The organism is Bradyrhizobium sp. CAR08, assembly GCF_052871955.1.
The window spans coordinates 1-12,578 of the sequence record NZ_JBIXJX010000007.1 but is presented as its reverse complement, the minus strand read 5'-3'; the positions used below and the strand labels follow the sequence as shown (position 1 = coordinate 12,578).

The window sequence follows — 12,578 nt, the reverse complement described above, 5'->3', positions numbered from 1 at the left end:
TGCAAAGCGCGTGACCCGGCCGTGCCGGATCATGCTGCAACGTGTACGATGTCAGTAGCGCGGCGGCTGCGCCGGGATCTGCGGAGCCGGGTCGGTCGAAATCGACACCGCCGCGCCCGATTGCAGCTTGAGCTGGCCGACGGCGACGACCTTGTCGCCCGGCTTCACGCCCTTGACGATTTCGACGCGGCCTTCGACCCGGTTGCCGGTCTGCACGAAAGTGCGCACCGCGCTCAGGCTGGTCTTGCCGTCGGCTTCCTTCTTCTCGGTGATCACGAACACCGAGTCGCCGTACAGCGTGTAGTCGACCGCCGTCTCCGGCACGGTGACTACGGCCGGCTTGTCCGGCAGCACCACCGTGGTGGTCACGAACATGCCGGGCTTCAGGATCTTCTCCGGATTAGCGATGGTCGCCTGCACGCGGATGTTACGGGTGTCGGTCGAGATCTGCGGCTCGATCGTGGTGATTTTGGCGTCGAAGGTGCGGCCGGGATAGGCGTCGACCTTCAGCCGGACCGGTTGACCGACCTTGAGGCTGCCCGAGTCCTTTTCCGTCACCGTGAAGTTGGCCCACAGCTCCGACAGATCCGTCAGCGAAACGATGGCCGTGCCGGCGGTCAGATACTGGCCGACCTCGACCTTGCGGACGCCGAGATCGCCGGAGAACGGCGCGCGGACCAGCTTCTGCGAGATCAACGCTTCGGTCTTGGCGATACCCGCCTGCGCCTGATCGTACGCGGCCTGCGCGGTGTCGACGGTTGCCTGCGGCCCGAACTGGCGCGACGCCAGTTGCTTGGCGCGATCGAGCGACAGCTGTGCGACGGTGGCCTGCGCCTTGTAATTGGCGAGGTCGCCCTGCTCCGGCGCGTCGAACATCTGCACGAGCGGTGTGCCGGCCTCGACATGCGTGCCCGGCTCGAACTTGATCTCGGTGACACGGCCGTTGACGTCGGCGCTGACGTCGACCTGGTGCACGGCGGCGAGACCACCGACGGCGGTCAACAGGTTCGGCACCACCTCGGACTTCGCCTCGGCGGCGCTGACCGCGACCGGCGGCGGCTTGTTGTTGGCGAAGAACTGCTTGATCATCTGGCCGCGGAAATAATTGAACCAGACGAGGCCACCGACGAGCACGGCCAGAAGCGTGCCGACGACGATGAACCAGAGCACCGGCCGGACCGGACGCTTGGGAGCCTTGTTGTCGATCGGTTCGCCCGAAATCTTGTGTTCGGTCACGATGTTCATGTCATGCACTTTCTGCAATCGCCGTCTTGCCCGCACAACCGGCCTGATCGCGGCCCAAATGCGAAACAATTGCGGCGTCGTTAAGTCCGATACCCCTCAGGAGAAACTCACAGAGCTGCCGCTCGAGGTCGTTCGCCTTGCCGTAAGCGAGACACGGCGTGGCCGGCAGCCTGGTCAGCGCAGCCGTCATCACGGTGTGATGCGCAAACCAGAACAGGTTGAGCGGTTCGCCGTTGTATGGCCGCGCGTCCCCCGCGGCAACCGCACGCTCGAGCGAGGCGACGAAGGCCGCCCCGATCAGCGCCTCGATCTTGGCATATAGCAACCGGGCAAATTCGCCATCCTCCAAATGACTCGTGGTCATCAGTCGCAGGCGCTGGGCCTCTTCCTGGTCGGGGCCATCGGCGATGTGCATGAAATGCCCGACCATGCCGCGGATCACTTCGACCAACGTAGCGGTCGACGGCTCACGTTCGAGCAGCTCCATGAGCGCCGGGTCCGCCTCGCATTCATCGCTGAGAATTTCGGCGTAAAGCGCGGCCTTGGACGGGAAATGCTTGAACAGCAGCGCTTCGGAAATGGCAGCGGCGGCCGCCACGCTCTTGGTCGTGGTGCCGGTATAGCCGTGTCGGGCAAAGCAACGCTTTGCGGCGCCGAGGATCAATTGACGCCTCAGGTCGCTCGTCATACGCAATGAGCTCATGCTAGTGAGTAAGCACTCACCCACGCAAAAGTCAAGCCGAATGGTGCGATGCAACCTACAAGAATCGTCTCTTAGAGGTATCCCAAGTTCTAAATCGGGCGGAAGCCGAGGTCGCCGCGGATCCGGTTGAGAATGTAAGTCCCATCCCGGCTGGGCAAAATGCGCTCCAGATTGGCGCTGTCGATCTTCACATTGGCAAAGCGCGGCCCGGCCGTGACGTCGTGGACGGATTTGGCGAAGGCCTCGACCTCGGCCATGGTCGTCACAGACCGGCTGTCTCCGATGCCGCAGGCTCTGGCGATGCCGACGAGGTCGGCGGCCACGGAAGTGTGGCTGGTCTGACCGCCGGTCTCACCATAGGCCTCGTTGTCGAGCACCGCGATCGAGAGATTGGACGGCTTTTGCAGACCGATAGTGGCAAGGCTGCCCATGCCCATCAGCATCTCGCCGTCGCCGGTGATGACCAGCACCGGCAATTTTGGCTGCGCCAGAGCGAGGCCCAACCCGATCATCGCCGCCCCGCCCATGCCGCCCCAGAGGTAGAAATTGCGCGCATGATCGCCGGCCGCGCACATGTCGTTGGTGGAGGCGCCGAGGCCGCCGATCGCAACCAAATCCCTGCGGTTCGCGAGAAGCGTGGACACCACCTGACGGCGGTCGAGGAGATTGGCCTTGTTCATTTGGTGAAAACCTTGGCGCCGATCAGGCGCTGCGACAGCAGGACGGCGGTGGGCGTGAGCGCGTTATAGGCCTGCGCGGCCGCCGCCTCTAACACGGCCGGCACCTCGGCTGCGTTAGACGCCCGCAGCACCTTGACACCCGAGAGCTCGAACACGCCCTGCGTGGTCGATCCCATCGGCACCTGCCATGGATTGAACTCGCCCCACTCGCCACGCATCGTCACCAGCGTGAGGAAGGGAAAGCGCAGGATCGGGATCAGCGAGAGCATGTTAATGCAATTGCCGACCCCGCTCGACTGCATCAACAGCACGCCGCGCTGGCCCCCCGTCCAGGCGCCGGCGAGAAGCGCCACGCCCTCCTCCTCCGTCGTGAGCGGAATGGCGCGCATCGTGGACGATGCCAGCACGCGCTGGATCAGCTTTGAATGGCCGGCGTCGGGCACGTAGGGCACCTGCCGAACGTCGAAGCGTTGCAAGGTCGCGAAAATATCGTCGGGCCAATGAGTGCTGGACTCGGCGGCCGTGTCGGCAGCGTCAGCGCGGGCGTGCATTTTCCTGTCCGGTCGGCTTGCAAATCGCGGCTCGACTGTAGACGGTGAACCGAGCCGCTCAAAAGAGCGAATACAGCATATCGGACTCAACCGGCGAGTATGGCGGCATGAACGCAAGTGCGAATGAACTGGCGGCCAGTTTCGATCTGGAACAGCTGACGGCGGAATTCTACGACAATCCCTACCCGACCTATCGTGCACTGCGGGAGAACGAGCCGGTCAAGCGCCTGCGCAACGGCACCGTGTTCCTGACCCGCTATGACGACCTCGTTACGACCTACAAGAACACAAAATCGTTCAGCTCGGACAAGAAGCGCGAGTTCGCGCCGAAATACGGCGACACCCCGCTCTACGAGCACCACACCACGAGCCTCGTCTTCAACGATCCGCCGGCGCATACCCGCGTGCGGCGTCTGATCATGGGCGCGCTGTCGCCGCGCGCGATCGCGGGGATGGAGCCTGACATCATCAAGCTGGTCGACGGCTTGCTTGACGCCATTGCCGCCAAAGGTGATTGCGAGCTGATCGAGGACTTCGCCGCCTCGATCCCGATCGAGGTGATCGGCAATCTGCTTGACGTGCCCCATGACGAGCGCGCGCCGCTGCGCGACTGGTCGCTGGCGATCCTGGGCGCCCTCGAACCGGTGGTGTCGCCTGAAGTGGCTGCCCGCGGCAACAAGGCGGTGACGGACTTCCTCGCCTACCTCCGAACGCTGGTCGCGCGCCGGCGCGAAAGGCCCGGCAACCCCGAGCGCGACGTGCTGACGCGCCTGATACAGGGTGAAGACAACGGCGAGCGGCTGACCGAGAAGGAGCTGCTGCACAACTGCATCTTCCTGCTCAATGCCGGCCACGAGACCACCACCAACCTGATCGGCAACGGCCTCGTGGCGCTCGACCGGAATCCGGATCAGAAGCGGCGGCTGATCGACAATCCTGAGCTGATCAAGACTGCGGTCGAAGAGATGCTGCGCTACGAGAGCTCGAACCAGCTCGGCAACCGCATGACCACGGAGCGGGTCGAACTCGGCGGCGTCATGCTCGAAGCCGGCACATCCATCACGCTCTGTATCGGCGCTGCCAACCGTGACCCCGCACAGTTTCCGGACCCGGAGAGATTCGACATCGCGCGCACGCCGAACCGGCATCTCGCCTTCGCCACCGGCGCGCATCAATGCGCCGGCATGGCGCTGGCACGATTGGAAGGCGCCATCGCGGTCTCACGCTTCTTGGCGCGCTTCCCGAACTATGCCGTGAGCGGACGGCCGGTCAGGGGTGGACGGGTGCGGTTCCGCGGCTTTTTGAGCGTGCCCTGCGCGATCGGCTGAGGCCTCAAACGAAAAAACGCGAAAACAACCCCATGCACAGTAGAAGGTTACCGGCGCGGGATGGGCCAGCGATTCCGCGCAACCATTTGACATCTCAGGCCATCAGCGCCGCCGCGCGCAACAATTGCCGGAAGGCCTAAACCACCGTCTTGTGCCGCGCGATGCAGGTTTGCAGCACCTCGTCCAACGGTTTACCCCACCAGTCGTTGGAGAAGATTTCGATCTCCGAATAGCCGGCAAAGCCCTGCGCTTCGACCGCTTCGCGCACCGATTTGATGTCGATCACGCCGTCGCCCATCATGCCGCGGTCGTTGAGAATGTCCCTGGTCGGCACCAGCCAGTCGCAGACATGGAAGGCGAGCAGGCGATCTTGGCCGGCGCGGGCGATCTGCCCCATCAGCTCCGGATCCCACCAGATGTGATAGACGTCGAGCGCGACGCCGAGCATGCCGCTGCGATCAGGGTCGAGCCGGTCGCAGATGTCGAGCGCCTGCTTCGTCGTGTTGACGCAGGCGCGGTCGGCCGCATAAGCCGGATGCAGCGGCTCGATCGCCAGCGGCAGCTGCGCCTGTCTGGCGTAATCGAGCATATCGGCGAGCGCTTCCTCGACCTGCGTCCGCGCGCCGGCGATGTCCTTCGACGCCTCGCTGCCCGGCCGCGAATATTGCGGCAGGCCGCCGACGACGAGAACGATGCAGGGGGCTCCCAGCGCCTTGGCTTCGTCGACGCAGCGCCGGTTGTCGTCGCGCACCTCGCTCCGGCGCGACGCGTCGGAGGTGAACATGCCGCCACGGCAATAGCCCGACAGGTCGAGACCGGCATCGCGCACCGCACGCGCGGCACGCTCGAGGCCGACGGCTGCGACCTGGTCGCGCCAGGGATCGATGGCGCGGATGCCGTGCCTGGCACAGGCGTCGACGATTTCGACGAGGTCACCCTGCTTGCGGATTGTCGCCGTGTTGAGCGACAGCCAGCGATGGTCGGACGAGAAATCGCGCATCAGGATTCGATTCCGCGCGTTGAGAGCACGGCCTTCATCCGCCGCGTCGCCAACTCCGGATCGGCGAGCAGCCCGGCCTTGTCGGCCAGCCGGAACAGCTCCGCCAGATGCAGCGTCGAGCGCGTGCTCTCCTGCCCGCCGACCATGGTGAAGTGATCCTGGTGGCCGTTGAGATAGGCCATGAACACCACGCCGGTCTTGTAGAACCGCGTCGGCGCCTTGAAGATGTGCCGCGACAGCGGCACGGTCGGTCCCAGCACGTCGTGGAAGCCCGCTTCGTCACCAGCAGCCAACCGCGACAACGCGTAGGACGCCGCCGGCGCGATCGCGTCAAAAATGCCGAGCAGCGCGTGCGAAAAGCCCTGTTGGTCGCCGGCGATCAGCTCCGCATAATTAAAATCGTCGCCGGTGTACATCTTGATGCGCTTGTCGAGACGACGGCGCATGTCGATCTCGCGCTGCTTGTCGAGCAGCGAAACCTTGACACCGTCCACCTTGGCGGCGTTGCCGTTGATGATCGCGACCGCAATATCCATCGCCTTGTCGAGATCGTTGGTGCCCCAATATCCCGTCAGCGCCGGATCGAACATGTCGCCCAGCCAGTGGATGATCACGGGCTCGCGAACCTGCGAGAGCACGCGGTCATAGACCTTTGCATAATCGTCGGCGTTACGGCCAAGCTTCGCCAGCGCGCGCGACGCCATCAAGATGATGCGGCCGCCGACCTTCTCGACCGCCGATATCTGCTCCTCATAGGCGCGGATCACGTCGTCGAGATTCTTGGCGTCCTCGACCGGGAGATGGTCCGTGCCCGCTCCGGAAAACACCAGGGCGTTGCGTCGCTTCGCGGCAGATACCGAGCGCGTGATCAGCTCCAGCGAGGTCGGCCAGTCCAGCCCCATGCCGCGCTGCGCGGTGTCCATGGCTTCCGCCACGCCGAGACCGAGATCCCAGACGTGCTCGCGAAAGGCGATGGTCTTGTCCCAGTCGACGGCAGCGGAGAGCCACGGGTCGTTGTCAGCGAATGGATCGGTCACGGTATGGACGGCCGAGAACGCGATGCGGTTCAGCGGTCCCTCGAGCTTTGCGGGAAACGTTCGCGACGCCGCGAGCCGGTAGGTCTCGATCGAGCCATCGGCTTTCGGCAGCTTGAGCGATAGGGACGACATCGACAGGACGGGCTTGTTCATGATTTCAGACCTCTCCCCGTCATTGCGAGGTGCGAAGCGACGAAGCAATCCAGACTCTTGCCGCGGAGGCACTCTGGATTGCTTCGCTTCGCTCGCAATGACGGCTCAATAACATCGACACTTGTCCAATAAAGCTCAGACCTTGATCGGCGCGACATCGATCCAGCGCCGCTCCTTCCAGCTCTTCAGCGCGCATTCGGCGAGCTGCACGCCCTTGACGCCTTCGAGCAGCGTGAACTTGTAGGGCGCATCCTCGTAGACGTGGCGGATGAACATCTCCCACTGCTCCTTGAAGCCGTTGTCGTAGGTGACGTTGTCAGGCAGTTTCTGCCAATCGCCGTAGAAATCGTGCAGCCGCTTCTCGTCGGGATTCCACACCGGCCGGGGCGTCGCCTGCCGCGCCTGGATCATGCAGTCGGAAAGGCCGGCGACGGCCGAGCCGAGTGTGCCGTCAACCTGGAAGGTGACGAGATCGTCGCGATAGACGCGCGTCACCCAGGACATATTGATGTGGGCGATGGCGCCGCCCTTGAGCTGGAACGTGGCATAGGCGGAATCGTCCGCGGTCGCCTTGTACTTCTTGCCCTGCTCGTCGAAACGCTCCGGGATGTCGGTGTTGCCGATGCAGCTCACGCTCTCGACCTCGCCGAAGAGATTGTCGAGCACGTAGCGCCAGTGGCAGACCATGTCGAGGATGATGCCGCCGCCGTCCTCGTCGCGATAATTCCATGACGGCCGCTGCGCCTCCTGCCAGCCACCTTCGAACACCCAATAGCCGAACTCGCCGCGCACCGAGAGGATGCGGCCGAAGAAGCCGGAGTCGCGCAGGAAGGCGATCTTCTTCAGGCCGGGCAGGAACAGCTTGTCCTGCACCGTGCCGTGCTTGACGCCCTTGGAATTGGCGAGCTTGACGACCTCGAGCGCCGCCTCGAAATTGGTCGCGATCGGCTTCTCGCAATAGACGTGCTTGCCGGCATTGATGGCCTGGGTCAGCAGCCCGGGGCGCGCCTGGGTGGTCGCGGCATCGAAGAACATGGTGTCGTTCTTGTCGGCGAGGGCGGCGTCGAGATCCGTGGTCCAGCGCGTGATGTTGTAGCGCTTGGCGAGCCCCTCGACCTTCTCGGCGCTGCGGCCGACCAGGATCGGATCGGGCATCACGCGGTCGCCGTTCTTCAAGCGGACGCCGCCCTCCTCACGGATCGCGACGATCGAGCGGATCAGATGCTGGTTGAGGCCCATGCGGCCGGTGACGCCGTTCATGATGAGGCCAAGGCGTTGGGTGGTCATACCGATTGCTCCCAGAGTGATTGTGGCTGTTCGAGCGGACGAAGCGCCGACCAGTCCGGATGGACCGACGTCGCAAAGCCCGCAGCATGAAGCGATCCCGTCAGGAGATCGCCGTTGTGAATGGAGAGGCGGATGCCCTGCCCGGCATCGGCGTAGAGATCCGGGTGCGCGGCGGCGAAGGCCCGGGCTTCCGCGGCGGGCGTATCGCCAAAGCCATCGACATAGTGATGGCCGTTACGTTCGGCATGGGCGATGCCGATGAAGGCACCGAGCGCAAGGTCCTGCTGCACGGCGAGGCCCGCCTGGCAGGTCAGGTCCTCGCCGGTGACGAAGAATCTTTCGCCGGCCAGGCTCCATTTCGCCGCGCGCGTCGCGTTGACGATGGATTTGTAAAGCCCTTTGCACGATTTCGACGAGATGCCGTGATAGCCAAGCGCCCGGGCCGCGGGAAACGCGTCGTAGGAATCGTCGGCTTCGTCGATGATGAAGCCACGCGCAGCGAGCGAGCCGAGCGGCGACTGCCTCGTAACATCGCGCGGCATTGGCTGCTCGATATAGAGCAGCCTGGATGAAATCGATCGCAGCGCAGTGTCATGGTCGATCCGGCCGATGAGTTCATGCAAGGCTGCGAGATCGGCATATTGCTCGTTGGCATCGAGCGTCACTTTGTAGTCACGGTCCAGCGCATCGAGCTCCTTGCCCATGCGCGCCAGCCGCGCTGCATCGCCGACGGGGTCCCCCGACAGCTTCAGCTTGAAGTATCTTGCACCGGAGTTCTCGTGGGGATCTGCAACTCCGCCCTCGCCTTCAACGGTGTCGTCGAGACCGACGGTATGCCTGATGGCAACGCGCGCCAGCGGCTTCCGGCCGGACAGAAACGTCTTGAGATCCGTTTCGTTCAGGTCGGGCGAAAGCCGCGCATCGATGCCGGCGATGTTGCCGGCCATGCCGTCGAAAAAATTGGTCTCGGCGGCGCGGAGCAGCGCATCGAGGATCGCTTTGTCGATTTCCGCGGGGCCATAGGCTGCGGCCAGCGTCGGAATGTTCTTTTTCGCACAGGTCGCGACCTGAGCACCGATGCATGAGGCATGCAGATCGAATGCCGTCAGAAATCCGGTTCGCGCAAGATAAAGCCCACGCGCGATCTCCAGCGAACGGCGCAAGCCATCCACCGTCTGCGTCGGCGACAGCTCCGGCCGCTTGTCGAACCATTTCGGCACCAGCAGTTCGGCACTGGCGCCAACCGCCGATCCCCTACCCTCGACCTCGATCCCGACCCGCACGAACAGCTGCGGCGTCGCGTTGATGGTAACAGCGCCGAAGCGGAACGGCCGGGCGAAATGCACGGGTCGCTCGAAGAAGGTGATGTCTCGCAGCTTCAGGCGCGGTGCCATGGTCGTCAGTCCAGTGAACCTTGCGAGAAAAAGTGCTTGCGGATGCGCTGCACGAGTTCGGTGAACACAGGATCGGCCATCACGTCGAGCGAACGGGGCCGCGGCAGCGGGACGTCGTAGATCGCGGCGACCGCGCCGGGCCGCTCGGTCATGACCAGCACGCGATCGGCGAGGAACACGGCCTCGGGGATCGAATGCGTGATCAGCAGGACCGTCTTCCTGGTCTCGCGCTGGATCCGCATCAGCTCGACATTCATGCGCTCGCGCGTCAACGCGTCGAGAGCGCCGAACGGCTCGTCCATCAGCATGATCCGGGGATCATGCACCAGGGCGCGGCAAATCGAGGCGCGCTGCTGCATACCGCCGGAGAGCTGCCACGGCAGCTTCTTCTCGAAACCTTCGAGCCCAACCAGCTTCAACAGTGCCTTGGCGCGGTCGAGATATGTCTGCCGCGGCAGCCGCTTCATGTCGATCGGCAGCATTACGTTGGACAGGATGTTGCGCCATGGCAGCAGCAGCGCGTTCTGGAACACGATGCCGACATTGCCGTGCGGCGCCGTCACCTTCTCGCCCTCGACCAGGATCTCGCCCGTGGTCGGCGGCAGCAGTCCCGAGATCAGCTTGAGTAGCGTGGACTTGCCGCAGCCGGATGGGCCGACCACGACGAAGAACTCGCCGTCATTGATGTGGAAGTCCAGCGGCCGCAACGACGGCACATCGCCGTCGCGCGTCCGGTAGGTCTTCGACACGCCTGACAGCTTGATGCCCGACGCATCGCCGGCAGCCCGGTCGCTCACCAGTCTCAGATGCGCGGCCGGTTGCAGGGTTTCGCTCATGGTTATCGCAGGTTTCACGAGCCGCTCTTCGGCAGATAGTCGTTGGTATAGAACGCCTTCGGGTTCTCCTTGGCCTTGGCATCGAGCCCGCCATATTCGACCATCAGGTTGACCGAGTCCGTCATGTTCTGATCGGTGACCTGGAACGGCCGCTTGGCCTTGGTCTCCGCGGTGCGATAGAGCGGAATGGTCAGCTCAAATCCTTGCGTCAGCGTGTCGATCTTGCCGCCCTTGGGGTTGGCATCGAGGATCGACTGCGCCGCGGCCTTCGGCTCCTTCTCGGCGGCTTCGACCGCCTTGGTCGTGGCCGACATGAAGCGGCGGACGAGATCGGCATTGGCCTTCACGTAATCGGTGTTGGCGATGATGCCGGAAGAGACCATGTTGATGCCGTAGTCGGCGAACTTGATCGGGTAGACGTCCTTGCCGGTGGCGTCCTTGATCTTCATCGACTGGTCCATGACGTAGCCGAGCAAGAGGTCAGCCTGGCCGTTGATGACCGCGTTGAGCTTGGTCTGGCCATCGCCCGCGACCGTCTGGAAGTCGCTTTCCTTCAGGCCGGTCTTCTTCAGGAAGAGCGGCCAGATCTGGGTCATGGAATCGGCCGGCGTGATCGCCACCGTCTTACCCTTGATGTCCTCGGGCTTCCTGATGTTCTTGTCGACGAAACCCATGGCAGACATCGGGCTGGTCTGGAGCAGCACGCCAGTCGCAACCACTGGCGCACCCTTGATCGCGGCGCGCATCATGGTGGGCACGTCGACATAGCCGAAATCGGCTGTCTTGGCGGCCACCGCCTGCGTGGTCGCGGCCGAGCCGCGGCCTTCCTGGATCTCGAGGTCGATGCCTTCGGCTGCGTAAATGCCCTTGGCCTTGCCGTAATAGAACGGCGCGTGCTCGCCATAGACATACCAATTGAGCATCAGCACGACCTTGTCGGCTGCTTGCGCCGGCATGGCCGCAAACACCATCAGCGCCGCCGAGACAGCTCCTATCCACCGCTTCATCGTCACTCTCCCTTGTCGTTGTTGCGTCGGCCGTTTGGCGGCCGTTCGTTGCTTTGGTTGTTGTTAAGAGGCGAAAATCACGTCCTCGCGCTGGCTGACATGCCAGGGAATGACCAGCTTCTCGATCCGGTCCACGATCCAGAACAGGATGACGCCGAGCAACGCGAGGATTACGAGGGCCGCGAACATCGTCGGCAAGTCGAAGGTGCCGATCGAGCGCTGCATCACATAGCCGATGCCGGAATTGGAGCCGACGAACTCGCCGACGACGGCGCCGACCACGGCCAGCGTCACCGATACTTTGAGGCCGGAGAAGATCGCCGGCAGCGCATGCGGCAGGTTCACCGCGCAAAACACCTGGAAGCGGCTGCCCTGCATGGCGCGGGCGAGATCGACCATATCCGGATCGACCGATTTGAAGCCTTGCACGGCGGAGACCACCACCGGGAAAAACCCAAGCAGGAACGCCGAGATTACTTTCGGAATGATGCCGAAGCCGAACCACACCACGAACAGCGGCGCGATCGCGATCTTCGGCACGGACTGCGAGAACACCAGCAGCGGATAGACGTAGCTCTCCACTGTCTTGGAGCCCGCGATCAGCATTGCGATGGGGATCCCAAACAGCGCCGAGAGCGCGAAGCCGCAGACGGTTGCATAAGTCGTCGGCCAGGACTGGCGCAGCAGTTCCGGCCAATCGGTGCGCAGCACCGCAATGACATCGCCCGGCGACGGGATCTGGTAGGCGGGAATCTTGAACAGCCGGATGGCGAGATCCCAGGCCACGACGATGAACACCAGGAACAAAAACGGCCGGATCCAGGCCGCGTTCAGCATCTTGGACACCGCACTCTGCGGCTTCAGCTCAGCCACGTCTCACTCCCGGTCGTCTTGTTCGTTAGGCGAGAAATTAACCCGTTGGGTAAATACTGTCCAGCGGTTTTCCTGCGACGTTTTGGGCGGGGTTCCGGAAGGTTTGGGATCATCCTGGGATTGAAAGACCGGGCCAAATCCCCGGTGTCGTCCTGGCGAAGGCCAGGAGGTGGATTCACACTCGAAGTGCAACAGTTGAGAGGAGAAGGCCTCTGCCGGGGTTCTGAAGTCAAGGCATTTGCGCGGGGTGTTGTTGTAGGCGGCAATGGACTGACGGAAGCGCCTGGTTGGGAGCTTTTCGAGGTCGGTCTTTCGGGGGATGAAGCGGCGCAAGCGGCCGATGGCGTTCTCGATGCTGCCCTTTTGCCACGGCGCGTGCGGGTCGCAGAAGAAGGTCTTCATCAAGAGGCTCTGCAAGGAAAGGTGGGCGGCGAACTCGGTGCCGTTGTCGAAGGTGACGGTACGGCGCAGTGCCTCCGGTACG

Annotated in this window: 12 protein-coding genes and 1 pseudogene; 1 reads left to right on the top strand and 12 read right to left on the bottom strand. The window is 63.5% G+C overall.

Annotated features, from left to right (window positions below):
• Positions 1 to 51: 51 nt before the first annotated feature.
• From ACIPUD_RS16025 to ACIPUD_RS16010, 4 genes are all read right to left on the bottom strand, one after another.
• Positions 52 to 1,245, bottom strand: a complete 1,194-nt coding sequence (locus ACIPUD_RS16025; RefSeq protein WP_018457051.1) for an efflux RND transporter periplasmic adaptor subunit — start codon at positions 1,243 to 1,245, stop codon at positions 52 to 54.
• 1 nt (position 1,246) lies between these two features.
• Positions 1,247 to 1,948, bottom strand: coding sequence for a TetR/AcrR family transcriptional regulator (locus ACIPUD_RS16020; RefSeq protein WP_083926457.1), 702 nt, complete (start codon positions 1,946 to 1,948; stop codon positions 1,247 to 1,249).
• Between the two features lie 89 nt (positions 1,949 to 2,037).
• On the bottom strand, positions 2,038 to 2,628 hold the full coding sequence (locus ACIPUD_RS16015; RefSeq protein ID WP_446481132.1) for a thiamine pyrophosphate-dependent enzyme: 591 nt from the start codon (positions 2,626 to 2,628) through the stop codon (positions 2,038 to 2,040).
• Positions 2,625 to 3,179, bottom strand: coding sequence for a phosphonopyruvate decarboxylase (locus ACIPUD_RS16010; RefSeq protein ID WP_446481131.1), 555 nt, complete (start codon positions 3,177 to 3,179; stop codon positions 2,625 to 2,627). Before ACIPUD_RS16010 ends, ACIPUD_RS16015 begins: the two co-directional genes overlap by 4 nt.
• A gap of 107 nt (positions 3,180 to 3,286) precedes the next feature.
• Here ACIPUD_RS16010 and ACIPUD_RS16005 point away from each other — a divergent pair, with 107 nt between their 5' ends.
• Entirely contained in the window at positions 3,287 to 4,507 is a 1,221-nt protein-coding gene (locus ACIPUD_RS16005) for a cytochrome P450 (RefSeq protein WP_204510601.1), read from the top strand.
• Between the two features lie 136 nt (positions 4,508 to 4,643).
• Here the strand turns inward: ACIPUD_RS16005 and ACIPUD_RS16000 are convergent, their stop codons facing one another.
• The 8 genes and pseudogenes from ACIPUD_RS16000 to ACIPUD_RS15965 form a co-directional block, all read right to left on the bottom strand.
• Positions 4,644 to 5,507: a sugar phosphate isomerase/epimerase family protein gene (locus ACIPUD_RS16000; RefSeq protein ID WP_446481130.1), complete on the bottom strand. Its 864-nt coding sequence runs from the start codon at positions 5,505 to 5,507 to the stop codon at positions 4,644 to 4,646.
• A complete protein-coding gene (locus ACIPUD_RS15995; protein WP_446481129.1) occupies positions 5,507 to 6,697 on the bottom strand; it encodes a dihydrodipicolinate synthase family protein in 1,191 nt (396 codons plus the stop codon). Before ACIPUD_RS15995 ends, ACIPUD_RS16000 begins: the two co-directional genes overlap by 1 nt.
• A 135-nt stretch (positions 6,698 to 6,832) precedes the next feature.
• On the bottom strand, positions 6,833 to 7,984 hold the full coding sequence (locus ACIPUD_RS15990; RefSeq protein WP_446481128.1) for a Gfo/Idh/MocA family protein: 1,152 nt from the start codon (positions 7,982 to 7,984) through the stop codon (positions 6,833 to 6,835).
• The gene (locus tag ACIPUD_RS15985) at positions 7,981 to 9,378 is read right to left on the bottom strand and encodes a hypothetical protein (RefSeq protein WP_446481127.1); all 1,398 of its coding nucleotides are present in this window, start codon (positions 9,376 to 9,378) and stop codon (positions 7,981 to 7,983) included. Before ACIPUD_RS15985 ends, ACIPUD_RS15990 begins: the two co-directional genes overlap by 4 nt.
• A gap of 5 nt (positions 9,379 to 9,383) precedes the next feature.
• On the bottom strand, positions 9,384 to 10,214 hold the full coding sequence (locus ACIPUD_RS15980) for an ABC transporter ATP-binding protein (protein ID WP_247360165.1): 831 nt from the start codon (positions 10,212 to 10,214) through the stop codon (positions 9,384 to 9,386).
• A 14-nt stretch (positions 10,215 to 10,228) separates the two neighbouring features.
• Positions 10,229 to 11,221, bottom strand: a complete 993-nt coding sequence (locus ACIPUD_RS15975) for an ABC transporter substrate-binding protein (RefSeq protein WP_446481126.1) — start codon at positions 11,219 to 11,221, stop codon at positions 10,229 to 10,231.
• Positions 11,222 to 11,284: 63 nt separating this feature from the next.
• A complete protein-coding gene (locus tag ACIPUD_RS15970) occupies positions 11,285 to 12,094 on the bottom strand; it encodes an ABC transporter permease (protein WP_007593901.1) in 810 nt (269 codons plus the stop codon).
• 192 nt (positions 12,095 to 12,286) lie between these two features.
• Positions 12,287 to 12,578, bottom strand: a pseudogene (locus tag ACIPUD_RS15965) (IS30 family transposase); the annotation flags it as partial.